This window comes from candidate division KSB1 bacterium (assembly GCA_034506335.1).
Classification (GTDB): domain Bacteria; phylum Zhuqueibacterota; class Zhuqueibacteria; order JANLFK01; family Oleimicrobiaceae; genus Oleimicrobium.
Window position 1 is genome coordinate 16,036 of the sequence record JAPDPR010000042.1, and the last position, 18,626, is coordinate 34,661.

General features: G+C 58.7%; 16 protein-coding genes. 6 read left to right on the plus strand and 10 right to left on the minus strand.

The genetic code is table 11. From position 1 onward, the window contains the following. Nucleotides 1-26 precede the first annotated feature (26 nt). The 10 genes from ONB25_11645 to ONB25_11690 form a co-directional block, all read right to left on the minus strand. Complete coding sequence (locus ONB25_11645) at nucleotides 27-503, minus strand: hydrogenase maturation protease (protein ID MDZ7393536.1); 477 nt, start codon at nucleotides 501-503, stop codon at nucleotides 27-29. After that, the gene (locus ONB25_11650) at nucleotides 496-1,788 is read right to left on the minus strand and encodes a Ni/Fe hydrogenase subunit alpha (GenBank protein ID MDZ7393537.1); all 1,293 of its coding nucleotides are present in this window, start codon (nucleotides 1,786-1,788) and stop codon (nucleotides 496-498) included. The genes ONB25_11645 and ONB25_11650 overlap by 8 nt, the downstream gene beginning before the upstream one ends. Continuing rightward, the gene (locus ONB25_11655) at nucleotides 1,785-2,561 is read right to left on the minus strand and encodes an NADH:ubiquinone oxidoreductase (GenBank protein ID MDZ7393538.1); all 777 of its coding nucleotides are present in this window, start codon (nucleotides 2,559-2,561) and stop codon (nucleotides 1,785-1,787) included. Before ONB25_11655 ends, ONB25_11650 begins: the two co-directional genes overlap by 4 nt. Nucleotides 2,562-2,575: 14 nt before the next feature. Continuing rightward, the gene (locus tag ONB25_11660) at nucleotides 2,576-3,424 is read right to left on the minus strand and encodes an FAD/NAD(P)-binding protein (protein MDZ7393539.1); all 849 of its coding nucleotides are present in this window, start codon (nucleotides 3,422-3,424) and stop codon (nucleotides 2,576-2,578) included. Further along, the gene (locus ONB25_11665; protein ID MDZ7393540.1) at nucleotides 3,417-4,442 is read right to left on the minus strand and encodes a 4Fe-4S dicluster domain-containing protein; all 1,026 of its coding nucleotides are present in this window, start codon (nucleotides 4,440-4,442) and stop codon (nucleotides 3,417-3,419) included. The genes ONB25_11660 and ONB25_11665 overlap by 8 nt, the downstream gene beginning before the upstream one ends. Before the next feature lie 23 nt (nucleotides 4,443-4,465). Continuing rightward, entirely contained in the window at nucleotides 4,466-4,861 is a 396-nt protein-coding gene (locus ONB25_11670; GenBank protein MDZ7393541.1) for a response regulator, read from the minus strand. Between the two features lie 38 nt (nucleotides 4,862-4,899). Then, nucleotides 4,900-6,384, minus strand: coding sequence for a response regulator (locus ONB25_11675; GenBank protein MDZ7393542.1), 1,485 nt, complete (start codon nucleotides 6,382-6,384; stop codon nucleotides 4,900-4,902). A 9-nt stretch (nucleotides 6,385-6,393) separates the two neighbouring features. Then, entirely contained in the window at nucleotides 6,394-7,311 is a 918-nt protein-coding gene (locus tag ONB25_11680; protein ID MDZ7393543.1) for a response regulator, read from the minus strand. A gap of 775 nt (nucleotides 7,312-8,086) precedes the next feature. Further along, on the minus strand, nucleotides 8,087-9,454 hold the full coding sequence (locus ONB25_11685) for a sigma-54 dependent transcriptional regulator (protein MDZ7393544.1): 1,368 nt from the start codon (nucleotides 9,452-9,454) through the stop codon (nucleotides 8,087-8,089). Next, complete coding sequence (locus ONB25_11690) at nucleotides 9,435-11,369, minus strand: cache domain-containing protein (protein ID MDZ7393545.1); 1,935 nt, start codon at nucleotides 11,367-11,369, stop codon at nucleotides 9,435-9,437. The genes ONB25_11685 and ONB25_11690 overlap by 20 nt, the downstream gene beginning before the upstream one ends. Before the next feature lie 164 nt (nucleotides 11,370-11,533). On the opposite strand from ONB25_11690, the gene ONB25_11695 reads away from it, so the two are divergent. From ONB25_11695 to ONB25_11720, 6 genes are all read left to right on the plus strand, one after another. Then, on the plus strand, nucleotides 11,534-12,328 hold the full coding sequence (locus ONB25_11695) for an ATP-binding cassette domain-containing protein (protein MDZ7393546.1): 795 nt from the start codon (nucleotides 11,534-11,536) through the stop codon (nucleotides 12,326-12,328). Beyond that, nucleotides 12,321-14,645 carry an extracellular solute-binding protein gene (locus tag ONB25_11700; GenBank protein MDZ7393547.1) on the plus strand — a complete coding sequence of 775 codons (2,325 nt, stop codon included), beginning with the start codon at nucleotides 12,321-12,323 and terminating at the stop codon, nucleotides 14,643-14,645. The genes ONB25_11695 and ONB25_11700 overlap by 8 nt, the downstream gene beginning before the upstream one ends. A gap of 50 nt (nucleotides 14,646-14,695) precedes the next feature. Continuing rightward, nucleotides 14,696-15,556: a carbohydrate ABC transporter permease gene (locus ONB25_11705; protein ID MDZ7393548.1), complete on the plus strand. Its 861-nt coding sequence runs from the start codon at nucleotides 14,696-14,698 to the stop codon at nucleotides 15,554-15,556. 17 nt (nucleotides 15,557-15,573) lie between these two features. Next, nucleotides 15,574-17,340: an amidase gene (locus ONB25_11710; GenBank protein ID MDZ7393549.1), complete on the plus strand. Its 1,767-nt coding sequence runs from the start codon at nucleotides 15,574-15,576 to the stop codon at nucleotides 17,338-17,340. A 44-nt stretch (nucleotides 17,341-17,384) separates the two neighbouring features. Beyond that, the gene (locus ONB25_11715) at nucleotides 17,385-17,765 is read left to right on the plus strand and encodes an ACT domain-containing protein (GenBank protein ID MDZ7393550.1); all 381 of its coding nucleotides are present in this window, start codon (nucleotides 17,385-17,387) and stop codon (nucleotides 17,763-17,765) included. A 168-nt stretch (nucleotides 17,766-17,933) separates the two neighbouring features. Then, a partial coding sequence (locus ONB25_11720) for an N-acetyltransferase (GenBank protein ID MDZ7393551.1) occupies nucleotides 17,934-18,626 on the plus strand: 693 nt, incomplete at its 3' end.

The following is an 18,626-nucleotide window of genomic DNA, read 5'->3' on the forward strand; positions in this document are numbered from 1 at the left end:
GGTGGAGGAAGAACGACGGGGACTTGTCAGTGTTCCAGTGCCACTTCCGCGCGCACTGCCTCGATGAGGGCAGGCATTGCCTCGCGTACCTCATCCGACAGCTCCAAAGAGGGCTCGATCGCCTTGGGTTCCACCCCTAGAAGCACCACACGCGCCGTGGAAAAACTCGGGTCTGCGGCTCGCAGCAGGCGCAAGGAGGAAATCAGGTTCACCTGGTGGGCAAAGCGCAGCCCCGCCGGCGCCCGCTCTATCTCCTCGTACGAAAAGCGGTGCAGGCTACCGGGTGCACTGCCAGTCCTGACGGCGTCGATAATGATCAGCGTGCCCAAACCGGCTACGTGGGGGGCGATGGCCATGAAGTTGGTCCCGCATTCCATCACCCGGACGTGCGGCGGTAGGGGCACGCTCCGTAATGCGTTGGCCCCATGGACGCCAACGCCTTCGTCGGCCATCAGGAGATTGCCGACGCCCACCACGAGCACTTGGTGCGTAGGCTCACCCATTGGTCAAGTCCACAAGGTGCACCGAGCAAGAGAGGCAGGGGTCATATGCCCGTGCCACCATCTCCAGCTTGTGTGCCAGCACCTCTTTCGGTTCGCCAGCCAATCGCTCTACCGCCACGCGCATGTCCTTCTCGATGTTGGCCGCATTCTGAGAGGTAGGAGCAATAACATCAGCCCACTCCAGACGCCCTCGCTCGTCGAACCGGTAGCTGTGGTAGAGGATGCCACGCGGAGCCTCTGCCGCGCCGGTACCGTGACCGGCTTTCACCTTTACCGCGGCGGGTTTCTCCGCCTGCAGGCCGTCGCGCAGCAGCTCGTCGATCAATGCAATTGAGTGTTCCAGCGAGTACACCAACTCCACTACTTGCGCGGTGTTGTTGTGGAAGATGTTCTCCGTAAAGGAGGTCAGTCCCAAGCGCTCGGCCGCTTCTCGCGCCTTGCCACGCAGTGCCTTGCCGTTGATCATCAAGCGCGCCAAAGCCCCCACCATGAACGGACGTCCGTCGAATTTGCTGTGCTTGGAGTGGGAGTGGGGCACGACAAATTCATTGCACACTTTCCGGTAGTCCCGAATCGGGAACGACTCGCCGGTGGAGAGGCAAATCTCTTCGCCGAGCAGGGAGAAAGAGCCGTCAGCTGGCCGCAGCGCAGCGTACACGGTCGGCGACTCGGTGAACCGGGGCGCTTCCAAGGTAGCCATGAAGTCCACTGCCTTCTCTGCCAGGGCAAGGCCGCTGATCAGCTTTTCGCGGAGTGCGGCAAGCTCTTGGGCGCTGGGCACTTTCCCAAAGCCTCCTACTACCGTGTTCACCGGGTGCACGGCGCGTCCACCCACTACTTCCTGAATAACGTTGCCAATCTTCTTTAGTTCCAACCCCATTTTGACCTTGTCCGGATGGTCGGCCGCCATGGCTATCGCCCCGCTGTAACCCAGGTAATCGGGAAGCGCCAGGCAGAACACATGCAGCGCGTGGCTTTCGATGTTCCCCCCTTGCAAGAAGAGATCGCGGAGCAGCTTTGTCTGGCGACTCACCTGCACGCCAAAGGCGTCCTCCACTGCCAGTTGCGAGGCGATCGTGTGCACACCTGAGCAAATGGAGCAGATGCGCGAGACGATCCCCGGCACCTCAGTGTAGTTTCGTCCTTTGATCAGGGCCTCGAAAAAGCGTGTCCCTTCCAGGATGTCCATTTGCACCCTGGTTGCTTTCCCGTTCTTTACTTCCACCGTAATGCCGCCATGTCCTTCGATGCGGCACAGATGATCGACAACAATGGAGGTAGTCATGCGTTCTTTCCTCTGACCAGTTCATCTTTCATCGCCTGCGCAGGAGCTGCAAAGGTTCGAAGGGCATTGTGGATGTCCACCTGGGTAAAGCCCTTTTCCTGCAAGATCTTCACTTCCGACGCCACATTTGCCTCGTCCACAGGCCCACGACAGCCGCAGCAGGCCACGCCGTAACTGGGGCAGCGAGCGTTGCAGCCGGCTTGGGTGAGGGGCCCCACGCAGAGGTGCCCGCGCAGGAGCAGGCACTCGTTTTCCCGCATCTTGCATTCGGTGCATACCGCATAGTTTGGGGATAGCGGCAAGTCTCCGTGCACCAACATGGGCACGGCGCGGAGAAAGTCCTCTTTCTCCATGGGGCAGCCGGAAATAACATAGTCGACCTTCACGAACGTGCGCAAAGGTTGGGGGGGGATGGTCTCAAAGCTCTTCCCGTCACCGCCGTACACCTGCTGGCAGAGTTCTTCCCGCGAGAGTTCATTGTGCATAGCCGGAATGCCGCCCCACGCGGCACAGGTCCCGATGGCCACCAGCAGTTTGGCCCGCTTGCGGATGCTCTTGAGGGTCTCCACTTCTTCCGGCTTCACTACCGAACCTTCCACAAAGGCGATATCCAGTGGGCCGTCTTCGTCGTTGTCAGAGGTTGCGGTGTGAAAGACCTTGATGTCCACTGCTCCTGCGATGTCAAGCAGCTCATCTTCGCAGTTCAAAATGACAATCTGTTCGCCACTACAGCCCGTGAGTCCAAATATGCCAATCTTTGGTTTGACGATCATCGTCGCGTTCCTCCTCACACCACCTCAGGCAGATTGATGACGTCCCAGTACGTGAAAATGGGGCCGTCAAGACAGGTGTATTTGTAGCCGATGGCGCAGTGCCCGCACTTGCCCACGCCGCACTTCATTTTTCGCTCCAGAGACATCAAGATGTGGTCCTTGGAAAAGTTACGTTCCAAAAGCTTCTGCAGTACAAACTTGTACATGACCGGCGGGCCGCAGACTGCGGCGATGGTCGTTTTGGGGTCAAGCTCAACTTTGTCAAAGAGCTTGGGCACCACGCCGATGTGCGCCGGCCAACGGCCGGTGTCGTCGCGATCCACGGTGAGCAGGCATTTGATGTCCGGCTGGTCCAGGAGCCCGAGCAGCTCATACTTGAACAACATATCACCTGGAACGCGCGCGCCGTACATCAGAATAATGTCCTTGAACTTGGAGCGGTTGTCCATCGCGTACCAGAGCAGGGAGCGCAAGGGAGCCATACCAAGGCCACCCGCCACGAGCAGCAGGTTGTGGCCTTCCATCTCCTCGACGGGGTAGCCGTTGCCGTATGGCCCGCGGATGCCTATCACTGCATCCACACCCAAGCGAAAGAGGGCCTCGGTGACCCGACCCACTTTGCGTACACAGAGCTCCAACGTTCCTGGTCTTGTGGGGGACGATGAGATGGAGATCGGTGCTTCGCCGGTACCCAGGACGCTGAGTTCTACAAACTGCCCCGGACGATGCTTGAAGTTGCGCGCAACCTCGTCGTCCTCGAATCGCAACTGAAACAACCGGTGGTCGGGGATCTGCGGCAGAATGCGCACAATGCGTGCCAGGTGCGGTTGGTAGGGGTTTTGCCTATCCTGACGATCAGACATGGCTGTAACTCCGCAGTTTGGTGATAAGTTCGACGATGTTGATCTGAGCCGGGCAGTCGACGATGCAGCGGCCGCAGCCGGTGCAAGCAGGCCGCCCGTACTCGGCGACAAAGCCGCGCTGCTTGTGGAAAAAGCGATTCTTGACTCGCGAGGAACGCTCCTTGCGGAAGTTGTGACCACCTGCCACTAGCGCATAGTCCTTGAACAAGCATGAATCCCAACGCCGCTTGCGTACGCCCTTCTCCGCGTTAAGCTCCAGCAGGTCCAGGACGTCATAACAGTAGCAGGTGGGGCAGACCATGGAGCATGCTCCACAACTAAGGCACCGTTCGCCCGCCTCTCGCCACAAGGGACTCTCGTATTCCATGTCGAAGATCTCCGGAAGGCCCCAGGTTTCCACTTCAACGGCAAAGTGCTCCCGACGTGTATTCGAGCGCCGCTTGAACTCCTCCTTGGCTGTCTCGTCCACTTCTCCGAACAGGCGTGCGCTGGCATTGACCATGTCGTCGCCTAAGCTGGTGCCCACCATCACGAGGTAACGGTCCCCAATGTCATTCAAGAAGAGGTCAAAACCATCCTCGGCGAAGGAAGTGCCCATGGAGTCGCAAAAGCAATACTCGTCGGGGATGCAATCCAGGCCGATAATGGCCACATGCTTTCTCCGCTCGAAGTAGTAGGGGTCAGTGTACTTGCCACTGAAGACCAGGTCCAGGATCTTGAGCCCATGAATGTCGCAGGGGTGCAGACCAAAAAGCACGTACCTCTTGCCCGCCTCCTCGGCTACCGGCTCATAGCCCTCAGGCGAGAACGAGAACATCGTCTGCTCCTGGGGCATGAAGTACTTTTTTGGCGGCAGTATGGTACGTAGGCACCCTACCTGAATATCCGCGGCGTTGTCTACTTTTCCGAGAGCACAGCTCTCTTCGCCCCGACGCAATGGCGCATGTAACTCGCCGAACGCCTTGGTCGATTCCAGAAACGGCACGAGGTTGTCTTTGGGTAGCGTTACGATTCTCATCGGTCATCCTTTCACCAGAAAAGTCACTTTTTCCGCAAGAGCACTTCTACCCGCTTGAGCAATTCGTCTGCTTTGATGGGCTTTTCGGCAAAGTCGTCGGCCTCAAAGTATTCGCCATCGGTCTGCGGAGAAAAGGTGAAGCCGGTCACCTGGTTGACGGAAGAGATGGCAAAGACCGGGATAGTGCGCGTCTGAGGGTCGTGCTTGAGCTGGTAGCAGAGCTTGAACCCGTCGTTCATTCGGTCCATGATGATGTCCAGGATTATGAGATCGGGCCTTGACGCCGCGAGTTTTTGCTCCGCCTCAGCCTTCGAGTGGGCAGTGTCTACCCGATACCCCTTGCTCTCCAGGATGCTGCGGGTGATTTCCACATAGTCGGGGTCGTCATCGACAATCAGAATCTTCGCGGGTTCTTGCATAACGGTGTTCTCCTTCATCGCACATGGTTCCTTTATTTCTAAGCTTTGAACATGGGCAAATGCACTGCAAATGTACTGCCCTCTTCTGGTCTGCTCTGCACTTCGATGTAGCCGCGGTGCGATTCCACGATGCGCTTGGCAATGGCGAGCCCGAGCCCGGTGCCACAAATGTTGCGGGTGTGTTCGTTCTTGACGCGATAGAACTCATCGAAGATCCTGCTCTGTTCCTCGGGTGGGATGCCGAAACCGGTATCCGTCACCTCCACGACGACATGGGAGTTCTCCTGGTGGGCCGCCACGCTTACGCGACCGCCCGGACGGTTGTATTTGATGGCGTTGCTCACCAGATTAGTGAAGACTCTCATCAGGTCCTCACGATCGGCTACCACCTTAGGGAGGCGCGAGGCAGCGCGCAGTTCCATGGAGACGTTGCGCGCCCGGGCCTCGCCATTCATCATTTCCACCACCTCTTGCAGGATGGAACTGATCTCTATTGGTTGCATCTCCTGGGCAACCTTGCCTGCCTCGATGGCTGAAAGGTCCAGTAGGTCGCGGATGAGTCCTAACAGGGCTTCGGCACGATCGCGGCAGCGGACGATGATCTCTCTCTCCCGCGCCGGGTCGTCCTTGACCATACCGTCGATGAGCAGGTTCAAGTATCCTTCGATGGCACCCAAAGGGGCCTTCAGCTCGTGAGCGACCATCCGGACAAAGTCCGACTTGCTCCTTTCCACGCGCTTCTGGTCGGTGATATCTCTCAGCACCACCACAACCCCCAACATCTCGCCTTTTTCGCTCAGAATGGGCGAGAGCGTGGCGGCGAGCACTTCCTGAGGCCGGCGCTCGAGAGGAATTTCCTTCCGAGAAAGAATCGGACGAGGTTCTTCGTGCGTCAAGGCACTAATAATGAAGTCTTCCAGTTGCTTCTCGGCCAGGTGTCCTTCGACTGGCTTGCCCACGACCTGTGCTTCGTGCAGGTGAAGAATCTTTTGCGCCACGGGGTTCAAGAGCACCACCTGCCGCTGCCGGTTCACTACCAACAGACCCTCGCCCATAGAGTGGATGATGGTGGCGGTGCGGGAGCGCTCGGCAGCAAGCTCTAACAGGTTGCGCTCGCGTTCCCTGCGGAGGCGTTCAGTTTCCAGAAGCAAACGTCGCCGCTCCAAGCCACGCAGTACCACCGCGCGCAGTTCTTCTGGGCCGAAGGGTTTGGGCAAGTAATCGAACGCGCCTTTCTTGACCGCTTCTACCGCCGATTCAATCGTGGCATAGCCAGTAATGACGATGGTGACGATGTTCTTGTCGTGCTGGTGAACCTTCTCCAGCACCTCCATGCCGCCCAGCTCTGGCATCAGCAGGTCGACCAGCATCAGGTCCGGCGATCTTTCCTTGACCAAAGCCAGAGCGACTTTGCCATTCTCGGCGGTCAGAACCTCATAGTGTTCTTCGTTAAGGATGCGTTGGCATCCGAGGCGGATGATTTCCTCGTCGTCAACCACCAATATGCGAGGTTTGCTCCTCATCGCAACCGCTCAGGACTGCTTCTTTAAACCCATACCCTGATAGGTGTTGACCTTCTGCCAGGGGTTGGTGCGCGCCTTGGCCAATAGCGATTCCACGCGGCGCACCAGCTCCTCCGGGCGCACCGGCTTCTCGATAAAGTCCTCAACAGGCAGAAAGTCACCGTCCGTCTCCGGTGAAAAACGAAACTCCGCCACTTGGTTTATGTGCGTGACCATGAGCACCGGGATGTGGCGATACTGCGTATCGGCACGCAGACGATAGGCGAAATGAAATCCTTCGGTGCCTGTGGGCATCATCACGTCCAGCATGATCAGGTCTGGCTGCCAGGTGCTCAAGGTGGCCCATGCCTCCTCAGGGTTGTAGGCCACAGCGGTCTGGTAGCCGTTGGTTTCTAACACCCTCTTGTTGATCTCGACAAAGTCCGCATCGTCATCAACGATAAGGATTTTTCCCTTTGTTTGCATCGTCTTGACCTCCTTCGTGCTAACCTGCGGCCCCGGTGCTACACCTTGTAAGGCCGAGAGAACCGCCATTTTCAACTCCTCGATGCCAAAGCAGTCCAAGTGATAGTAGTAGACCCTGGCCTTGCGAATCTCCGCTTCTAACTCCTTAGTGTTGTAAGTGCTCTTGACCACGATCTTCGCTTGAGGGTCCAGCCCCCGGAGAATACCCACTGCCCTTTCTGGGCGTATGCCGCTGGTTGCGGTATCCAACACGATCACCTCAAACTTGTGTTCCTGCACGCGGCGGATGGCCTCGGCGATGTCATCCTCAGCCTCGATGCAGTAGCCGTGCGCGGTGACACACTGGGTGAGCTCGCGGATGCAAGCATCCTGCTGGTTGGCCACCACTAGGATGTTGGCCAAGCAGCGAATCGGCTGCTCCGGTGCTGCGCTATCTCTTGTTTTCTCTAATCTTTCTTCCATGCCATCCCGGTGGCAACAAGATCTGTGCCAACAATCGGCTGAGCCGCGCGGGTCTAAACCGCTGGTTCTAAGTCATTCAATATCAAAGAGATTAGTGGCATAGAGTAACGCGTGGAGATCGGGAGGTGTCAAGACCGCAAAGGCCCTCGTGTGGAGTTTCTCCACACCTGTAGTCGAGAGCCATGGGCTGTGCTTGACGGCGGACCTCCAGGGGCGTGGGAATTTACCACAGTGTGGTGTTTTCCCCCAGTGCGTTGAAAGGTTCTTGCGAAAAGAACAGTGGTAGAGTGGGGAAAACCGAAGAAAACACGCGTCATTCACCGATACCCCGCTGCTCTCGAACGGCATTCTGGATAAAACATCTACCTTTGCTCCTAGGTGACGCACACGAGACCGCGCGCCGCGCAGGGATAGTCTTACGACGAACCCGATGACACGCCCTGGCGGTGGCGTGTACCACGCCAGAGAAGAGGAGTCCCCGGCGGGGTTTCGCTTGGGTTGTGTGGTTCGAACTCGGAGAAACCTTCGGTCGTTGGCGGTCGGTCTTGACTGATTAGGCTGCGCGGGCTACCTGGTGCAGTAACGATCGTCTTCAAAGCGAAAGAAGAACCACGGGTTAGTAGATGAACACGCAGGTGCGCAATGGCAGTTGTCGAGGTTGCTGGAGCGAGGGTTTAAGAAGGTATGCCGTTACGAGCTAGGAGGCCTGGGGAAGGGAAATGCACGTCAGGTGGGGCAAAGAAGCGTTCTGCCAGGGCAAAGGGTGCGACGTACCCTATGGGACTTCAATCTGGTAGCGCTTGATCTTTTCGTACAGCGTCTTGCGGTCGATGCCCAAAAGTTGAGCTGCACGGGAACGATTCCCGGCTGTGGCTACCAGCACTCGCGCGATGTGCTCCTTTTCCATTTGCTCCAGCGTGCGGATTTCCTGTGATGCGGGAAGGGGCGCCTTCTCTTCTGCGCGCAGGTGTGACGGCAGGCTGTCAGGCGTGATCTGGTCGCTCTCCTCCACAATTACCGCCCGTTCGATGACATTTTCCAGCTCGCGGACGTTGCCCGGCCAACGGTAGTTGCATAGCAACTGCATAGCCTCCGGCGAAATGCCTGCAACCGATCTTTTCCGGCGCTGGTTGTACTTTTGCAGAAAATGGTGGGCCAGCAGCGGTATGTCCTCTTTTCTCTCTCGCAGGGAAGGGAGATAGATGGGGATGACACTGAGGCGGTAGTAGAGGTCTTCGCGAAAGGTGCCCTCCTGCACGCAGCGACGAAGGTCCCGGTTGGTGGCGGCGATAATGCGCACATCCACCTTGATGGTGGTCGTCCCCCCGACCCGACGAATCTCTCTCTCCTGAATGGCTCGCAAGATCTTGGCTTGCATGTTCAGGGAGATGTTGCCAATCTCATCGAAGAGGAACGTGCCGCCGTTGGCCAGCTCGAAGCTGCCGTGCTTGGTGGCGATGGCGCCGGTGAAAGCCCCTTTGACATGCCCGAAGAGCTCACTTTCAAACAGGGTTTCCACTAATGAGCCGCAGTCCACAGTGAGGAATGGCTTATCTCGGCGCAGGCTGTTGTAGTGAATGGCACGGGCGATGAGCTCCTTGCCTGTGCCACTTTCGCCATAGATGAGCACCGTGGCATCCGTGGGCGCCACCTTCTTCACCAGGCGAAAGACCTCGCGCATCCGTGGACTGTCTCCCACGATTATGTCGGTGCGGCCATCCAGCTCGATTTTCCATTCCTGCTCTGGGCCCCCCGCCAGGAGTTCGCGTTTTTGCAAGACCTTGGAAACTACTTGCCGGACGTCGTTGGGCGGGAAAGGTTTTGGAATATAGTCGTAGGCGCCCAGGCGCATCGCCTCCACTGCCGTTTCCACCGTGGCGTACCCGGTGATCATAACCACCTCAGTGCCCGGGTGCTGTTGTTTGATGTACCGGAGCACCTGCAGGCCGTCGGCCCCAGGCATCTTCAAGTCCAGAAGCACGATATCAAATTCCCGTTCCGCGAGCATGTGCAGTGCCTGCAGCCCGTCGACTGCGGTCTGCACGTGGTAACCATCGTCACGCAACACCCGCGCACACCCTTCCCGGATGCTCGCATCGTCGTCTGCTACCAGGATGTATACGTCAACGCCGCGGTCTCTCATCGGCTGTGTCCATGACTGGAAGCTTGATGTGGAACGTAGTGCCCTTGCCCACCTCCGTTTCCACCTCAATGACGCCGTTGTGTTTGCGAACGATGCCGAACGCAATCGACAGGCCTAACCCTGTGCCCTTGCCCAGCGGCTTGGTGGTGAAGAAAGGGTCAAATATCTTGCTGCGGATTTCTTCGGGAATGCCTGGACCAGTGTCGCGGATGGAGGTGACCACATAGGAATTGTCTTGCACCGAGGTGGTCACCTCCAAGGACCCGTTACCTGCCATGGCCTCTGCCGCGTTCATGATGATATTGATGAAGACCTGCTGCATCTGCCCTACGTCCACCATGACCTTGGGAAGGAGCGGGCTCAGATTCCGGGTCACGGTGATTCCCTTGAATATGGCTTGCGTGACCACCAGATCCAGGGTCGTGTTGATGATCCTATTGAGGTCGGTGAGAGTCATCTCCAATTTGGTTTGCCGAGAAAAGTCCAACAGTCCGCGCACGATCCTCCGGCAGCGTTCGGTCTCCCGCACGATGACCTGGAGGTCTTCCTTGATGGGATCGCCGTCCTTGGCCTTTTCCAACAAGAGATTGGCGTAGAGGAGAATGCCACCGAGGGGATTATTGAGCTCGTGGGCTACGCCGGCGGCCAGCTGGCCCACGGTGGCCAGGCGCTCCGACTGCATAATGGTCTGCTGGGCGCGCTGCTTGAGCTGTTCGTCGCGGTCAAGGAGAGAGGCAGCCATGAAGTTGAACATGTGGCCCAGCGTCCCGATTTCATCGCGCGAATTTACATGCACCTTGTGGCTGAGGTCGCCCTGGGCTAATTGCTGCGTGGCCTCGGCAAGGCGGCGCAACGGTTTCAGAATGCCATTGGCCAGAACGATACTGATGAGAAGCGCCCCAACTACGCCTGCCAAGGTGATGCCGCCAAAGGTCAGCAGCGTGGCACGCCGCAGGTCTGCGAACTTTTGCTCCAACATGCCCACGTAGAGCATGCCGATGATCGTGCCGGCGTGGGAGCGGATGGGTTCATAGGCGGTGATGTACCAGTGATTCACCACAAAGGCCCTCTCGATCCACGGCAGCCCCTGGACTAACACCCGGTCGTGCACGGCGCTGGACACCTGCGTTCCGATGGCGCGGCTGCCATCCTCGCGCAAAACGTTTGTGGAAATGCGGATGTCGCCCAAGAAGATGGTGGCGGAGCCGATCTCTTTGCCCTTGTAGAGCTCCCCTTGATAGACAGTCTGCTTGATGGTGTCGACCAGCTCATAGTTGCGGTTCAGCAGCACCCCGCCGTAGATGGTGCCGAGCAAGAGACCCTGTTCATCGAGTACCGGGGCTACGGCTTTCAGCATCATGCCCCGAGTTTCCTCACCGCCCGGTCGTGGTTTGGCCATAGGGGTGGGGATTACCTGAATGCGCGCCTTCTCAGCCAGATCTGTTCCCTCTTTGCGGAGCTCTTCTTCAGGAATGAGCGTCGTACCCGCCGCAGCCTGGCCGGTGAGGAGCACGCGTCGGACGAGCTCATCTTCACTCTGGCTATCCCCTGCCACGCCGGGATTGCGAGCACGATAGAGCACGATTCCCCGCGCGTCGGTAGCACCGAGGATGTCCAGCGACTCCATGGAGAGCGTCTTCTGCAGCTCTCTGCCCAACGCCCTGATGTTGCCTGCGGCCAGGCCTTCGCGCACATAGTAGCGGATGGACGTGAGCTCTACCACGTCCCGAATGCGGTCCAACTTGTTACGGTACAGGGCTCGCGCCGTATTGAGGTCGTTGCGCACCTTGTCCTGTGCCTGTCGTACTACCACGTCGCCGATGAGGCGGAACCCAACCCAGGCAGCAATGGCGCCCGTGAGCAGTACCACCACAACGAAACTAAGAATGAGTTTGGTGCGCAAAGAAATATTCATAAGCTCTTTGCTGTCGAGGTCTGTCTTGTGTGCGCCAAGCCCGGTCTTGCGTGAACGAGTCCTCGCGCCACCTCTTGCAATTTAAGAAAAACGGTTGACTGGGTCAACAAAAATGTTATATTTAAACAAACAAGAAAGCTTGCCTGGCACAAGAGAGGAGACTCTTGATACAAGTCATCGGCGTGAGTTTCTCCTACCCATCTGCGGACGGCGGCACCACACCCGCCATAGATGGGGTCTCCCTTACCATTGAGGAGGGAGAGTCATTAGGCTTGATGGGGGCCAACAGCTCAGGCAAGACCACCCTCGCACGATGTCTCAACGCACTGCTGGTGCCGACCCGCGGACAAGTGTTGGTTGACGGCCTGGACACGCGGGACCAGGCTAACCACCTTGCCATCCGCCAAAAGGTGGGGATGGTCTTCCAGAACCCGGACAATCAATTGGTTTCAACCACTGTTGAGCGCGAGATTGCCTTCGGTCTGGAGAACCTCGGGGTACCCCACGAAGAAATGCACGCGCGTGTGGACCAGGCGTTGGCCGAGTTTGACCTCGAGCGGTACCGTAACCACCCGCCGCATCTTCTTTCTGGAGGCGAGAAGCAGCGCCTGGCTCTGGCCGCAGTCATGGCCATGCGCCCAAAGTATTTGATCCTGGACGAGCCCACGTCGCTCCTGGACCCCAAGGGGCGGGAAGCCATTGTGGCCATGATTCAGCGCTTGCACCGCGAAGAGAAGCCTGACGCCAAAGTGTCCACACTCCTCATCAGTCAGTACCCTGAGGAGTTGCTGGGGGTGGATCGTTTGTTGGTCATGCACAAAGGACGCCTGGTGATGGAGGGCCCACCGGGGCAGGTATTCCGGCAAGTGGAGCGCCTTCATGAACTTGGTCTGGAGCCACCTGTAGAGTACGAACTTGAGCATCTTTTTGCCCGCCATGGTCTGGAATGGCATGCGTAGAATCGTAGGAGGAAGCCTTGCCTGTGAGCGCCGGCAGGGATCAGGCTCGTCCCCCGCAGGCCGCGTTATTCTGGCGCTGGCGGTCTTGGTAAGCTGGGTTCTCACTGCTCCTGCCGAGACCATTGTGCTTAGAGTGGCCAATTGGGGTGGCGCCGAAGAGGTCAAAAGCGAGCAGCTCATCGCCGACGAGTTCGCCCGTCAACACCCGGGGGTGGAAGTTCGCGTCGAGTCGATACCCGCATCTAACTACAAAGAGAAGGTGCTGGCCGCCATCGCGGCAGGCTCGCCTCCGGATGTGTTCCTGCTCGACTCGGTGATCATGCCAACCTTCATCAATCGGGGCCTTCTGTTAGACTTGATGCCAATTGCCAGGGCCAAAGGAATTGACCTCTCCATGTACTTCCCCAATGTGCTCCGCATCGGCATGCGGGACAGTGCCCTCTACGCCTTCCCGAAGGACTTTAACCCAATCGCCATGTACTACAACCGCCGTCTGTTCGACGCCGCCGGGCTGCCCTATCCGAGGCGCGGTTGGACGTGGGATGACTATTTGGAGCTTGCGAAGAAGCTCACCAAGGACCTGGACGGCGACGGGCGCATTGATCAGTTCGGCACGGCGTTCTCCACCTACTTGTTCTACTGGCAGCCTTTTGTATGGATGAACCACGGCGACATTTTGAGCCCCGACGGCACGCGGGCCATGGGCTACCTAAACTCCCCCGCGACGGAGGAGGCGATCCGATTCCTCATCGACTTGCGGGTGAAGCATCAGGTGGCGCCGCATGCGCAGTACGCCGCAGCCGAAAGCGGGGGCATCACCCGGCTTTTCTTCACCGGTCGCATAGGGATGGTGGTGAGTGGCCACTGGCTGCTGACTACCATCCAAGAGTACATGAAGCGAGGGGAGTTGGAGGTAGGGGTGGCCCCACTGCCGGATCCAGCCAATGGCACGCACATCACCGTGATGTACGAGGCAGGGTGGTGCGTGCCCAAAGGCACCGCGCATCCAGAGCTGGCTATGGAATTGGCGGCCTTCATGGGGGGCAAATGGGCCGGAATGCAACGCATCGAGTCGCTCATCGCCATCCCCGCCATCGTCGAGGTAGCCAAGAAGCAGGCCGAGCTGGACCCCTTTGGTCTGGAGCAGGTGTTCCTGGACGAGGTGCCCTATTGCCGGCAGCCGTGGGGTACGGTGGTGGAGCAATTCCGCCGGGTGGAGGAGCTGACCAAGGACGCCGTGGACCTGGTGCTCTACCGGGGTTGGGACCTGCACGAGATGCTTACCGATGCAGCACGGAAGATTGACAAGGATCTGGCCGATGCGCGGGCTACACCGGTGGCGGAGGCGCGTCCTGGCTCCGAAAGGGCATTTGTGTTGCGCTTCTTGCTGGCCGTAGGGGTGCTTTCTGCAGGGGTGGCGGCAGTGAACCTCGCTGCTGGGGGCAAGAAGGAACGCCGTGCCGCAGCGGAAGGGTACGCATTCTTGTTCCCCTCATTCGCTCACCTTTTGGTCTTCGTCTTAGCTCCCCTGCTTTTTTCCCTCTACCTCAGCGTGCACCGATGGGATGTGATCATGCCCACCAAGCCGTTCGTCGGCCTGGACAACTATCGATCCATTTTCACCGACCGCCTGTTTCTGAACGCACTGAAAAACACCGCGCTCTATTCGCTGCAAGTCCCCGTGGCTATGGCCATCTCGCTTGCGGTGGCGATGATGATGAATCAGCGCATCAAAGGTGTGAACCTGCTGCGCACCTTGTACTTTTTGCCCAGTGTCTCCTCTTTTGTGGCCATTGCCATGGTCTGGCAGTGGCTGTATGAGCCGCAGTTCGGGCTCATCAACTACCTCCTCCGCCTGCTTGGGCTCGGCTCATGGAGTGGCCTCAGCAGCCCAAACACGGCGTTGATCTCGTTGATGGTCATGACTATCTGGATGCAGATCGGGTACCAGATGGTTATTTTCTTGGCCGGGCTGCAGGGGATTCCAGACTTCCTCTACGAGGCGGCCATCATCGACGGCGCCAATGCGTGGCAGCGCTTTCGGCGTGTGACCTTGCCATTGCTCAAACCGACGACCTTCTTCATCCTGGTGACGGCCATTATTGGTTCGTTTCAGGTTTTTACCTCGGTATGGGTCATGACTCAGGGGGGGCCTGCCCGCGCCACTGACGTGGTGGTCTATCACATCTACCAGAACGCGTGGGAGTACCTGCGCATGGGCAGGGCCTCTGCTATGGCCTGGGTACTCTTTTCCCTCATCTTGGTAATCACGCTCATTCAGTTCCGACTGGTGGGCAGGCGCGTAGAGTATAGCTGAGGAGGCCCGTTATCCTACGGGCTGAGGCGCAAGAGGTTGAGGACGCAAAGGTGGCAGTCCGCATACAAAAGAGGTTCAATGTAAAGAGAGCCGGGAGGGTCGCAAGCCGGGTGGTGATATACGCGGTACTCCTTGTCCTGGCTCTATCCATGCTCATTCCCTTCCTGTGGATGGTGATGACCTCGTTTATGAATGAGCTGGAGGTGAGCCAATACCCGCCTAAGCTCTGGCCGAGCAAGTTCCTCTGGTCCAACTACCGAGAAGCGTTGACCCTGCTCCCCTTTGGGCGCTTTTTCGTCAATTCGGTGATCATGAGCTTGGGTGCGGTGCTGCTTCAGTTGATAGTGTGTTCGATGGCGGCATTCGCCTTTGCGCGCCTGCACTTTCGCGGTCGCGACCGCATCTTCGGCCTGTACATCGCAACGATGATGATCCCGGTGATTGTAACCATCATTCCTGCTTTTCTCATCGTAGACGCCTTCGGGTGGGTGAACACTTATCAAGGCCTGATCCTCTACTTCGCTTCCAGTGTGTGGGGGATTTTCTTGCTGCGGCAGTTTTTCCTCACGCTGCCGCGTGACCTTGAGGACGCGGCGCGCATCGATGGTGCTTCGACGTTTCATATTTACTGGCGCATTGCCCTACCTCTTTCCAAGCCGGCGCTTGCCACCTTGGGTATTTTTTCCTTCATGGCGGTGTGGCGCGATTTTCTCTGGTCATTGATCGTGACCACGCAGATGGACATGCGTCCCGTGGAGGTGGGGATTGCTTTCTTCCACAACATGCACGTGACCAAATGGCCATACCAGATGGCTGCCGCCGTGTGCGTTATGGTGCCCATCGTGGTTATCTTCTTCATGGCCCAGCGCTACTTCGTCAAGGGCATTACTCTTACGGGCTTGAAAGGGTAGGAGGCGTCGGAACCGGCATGCCTGCGTACCAGTTGGAGCCGCCAGAGAAGCAGCACATGAGCACCAGAGTAACCGCCAAGTTTGAAGGTAAGGGGACCATGAGCAGGCGACGTTTTGTGGGCCTTTCCGCACTGGGTGGCCTGGTCGGGTTGTTCTTGCCAGGAGTAAGGGCGCGTATCCAGGGAAATCGGCAGCAGCGGGTGAGCAAGGACATGCTCCGGGGCGCAGAGGGGATCACGGGCCTGCAGTTTACTGAGGAGGAGCGGGAACTCATGTTGGATGGCGTCAATGAGAATCTGGAGGCCTACGATAGACTTCGCGCCATCCCCTTGGACAACAGTGTGCCCCCTGCGCTCCAGTTCAATCCCCTGCCTGCTGGCGCAGCGCCGGAAGTGAAGCTCGGCAAGAATCGGCGGACAAAGGTGCAGCTTCCGCCGCTTCCCTCGGACCTGGAAGAGGTGGCCTTTTGGCCGGCGGTGTATTTGGCGGAACTAGTGCGGCGCAAGAAGGTCAGTGCGCGGGAGCTGACCGAAATGTACCTGGCGCGACTGCGCCGCTACGATCCGCACTTGAAGTGCGTGGTGACGCTCACCGAGGAGCGTGCCATCGAGCAGGCGCGGAGGGCGGACGACGAGCTGGCAAGGGGCAGGTATCGCGGTCCACTGCACGGTCTGCCGTGGGGGGCAAAGGACCTCCTGGCCACGCGGGGATACAAAACCACCTGGGGCGCCATGCCTTACAAGGACCAGGTCTTGGATTACGACGCCACGGTGGTGGAGCGACTGGACCAAGCAGGGGCAGTGCTGGTGGCCAAACTCACCCTCGGCGAACTGGCTTGGGGGGACGTATGGTTCGGCGGTCAGACCAAGAACCCGTGGAATCTGGAGCAGGGTTCCAGCGGCTCTTCCGCCGGTCCTGCCGCGGCGACTGCCGCCGGTCTGGTGGCATTTTCCATCGGCAGCGAGACCTATGGCTCCATTGTTTCGCCGTGCTCCAGGTGTGGGGTGACCGGTCTTCGTCCGACTTTCGGCAGGGTGAGCAGGTTCGGGGCCATGGCTTTGAGTTGGAGCATGGACAAGCTGGGTCCCATCTGCCGCTGCGTAGAGGATTGTGCGCTGGTTCTTGCGGCCATCCATGGGCCGGACGGCAAGGACCTGACGGTGGTTGACCTGCCCTTTGCCTGGGACGCGCGTGCCGACGTACGCAAGCTGCGGGTCGGATTTGTTGAGAGTGCCTTTGCCGACCCCCGGCGAGATGAGCAAGCCCGGGCGCGTGATACGGCTGTCCTGGATGTGCTCCGCTCATTAGGCGTAGACCTGGTGTCCATCGAGCTGCCCGACTATCCGGTGGAAGCCCTGGAATTCATTCTTAGTGCCGAGGCCGCGGCGGCTTTCGACGAGTTGACGCGCACAAACCGGGATGACCTCATGGTGCGCCAGGTCAAGAACGCCTGGCCCAACGTGTTCAGGCAGTCCCGCCTCATCCCGGCCGTCGAGTATATCCAGGCCAACCGCGTACGCACCTTGCTGATGCAGGAGATGGGCAAACTCATGACCAAGGTCGACGTCTACGTTGCACCATCTTTCGGAGGCAACAACCTCCTGCTGACAAACTTGACCGGACATCCGGCTGTAGTGGTGCCCAATGGGTTTAGCGAAAAAGGGACACCCACGAGCATCACCTTTGTGGGCAGACTCTTTGATGAGGCACAACTCCTGGCGGTGGCAAAGGCCTATCAGGACGTGACGGAGTTTCATTTGCAGCACCCCACACTGCCAGCATGATGCTGGCCGGCCCGGAGAGAGCGCACAGCACCAAGGAGGGGAATATGTACAAAGTCCAGGAGATATTCGTCGTGGTGGAGAACCGACCGGGCGTCATTGGGCGTTTGTGTCAGGAGTTGGCTCGCCGCAAAATTAACATCGAGGCCATCGGCGTGTTCGGCGATGTGGCCAAGTTGCGCGTATCAAACACGGCCAAGGCCATGAAGACGCTCATAGCCTTGGGTTACGAGGTAGAAGAGCGGGAGGTGCTTGTTGCGGAGCTGGACAATCAGCCTGGCGCCTTGGCCAAACTGGCCACGGCGTTGGGTGATGCGGGAATCAACATCGAGTACTGTTACGGGACGATGAACCCGGGTCAGGAGCGCGGGACCGTCATTCTGGATGTTTCGGACGTTGAGCGAGCTCTGGAAATCGCTGGCGAGTAGTGGCGTCAGTCGGAGAGGCTACCCTCACCCAAGAGCGCGTAGGGCCTGCGGCCGGGGAGGCGCCAGACCCCAGGCGCTTATGCCCAGCTGGGTGCACCGTTTCTTGTGCAGGAGCTTGTCGCGCCCAGGCTCCGCGGACGCGACGCGCGCAGAAAGCGTGGAGGCCACATGGAAGTCAGACAGGTGAGCTCACGCGCGGAGGAGCGAGCATTTGTCTCGTTGCCCTACGTGCTTTATCGAGAAGACCCTTACTGGGTGCCACCCCTACGAAGTGAACAGCGCAGGCTCTTCCGCCGTAGCACCAACCCCATGCTGCAGCACTGCGACTACGCCCTCTTCTTGGCCTGGGAGGGAAGCCATGCACAGGGAAGGGTGGCAGCATTCATCGATCAGCATGCAAATCGGTACTGGGGTAGCTCTCTTGGCTTCTTTGGCTCCTATGAGTGCGTGGATGATGACCGGGTGGCCATGGCTTTGCTGGGCGCCGCGCGGGACTGGCTAACGGCGCGCGGGATGACCGCCATGCGTGGTCCGATTAGCTTCGAGTCGCAGAACTGGGGCTTTATCGTCGAGGGCTTCGATGCGCCGCCCACCATCATGTCGCCGTACAACCCGCCTTTTTACAACCGGCAGATGGAAGCCTTTGGCCTGCGCAAGGTAAAGGACCTGGAGGTATACCGAGGGGACGCCGCCTCAGGGTATACGCTGCCGGAGCGCTTTGTGCGCCATCTGGCGCACATCCAGCAGCGCTACGATGTGCGCGTGCGCACGGTGAATATGAAGGAGCTCGACCGTGAGGTGCGGCTCATTGTTGAGCTGGCCAATCGCTCCCTGGCTCACAATTGGGGCTACGCGCCGGTG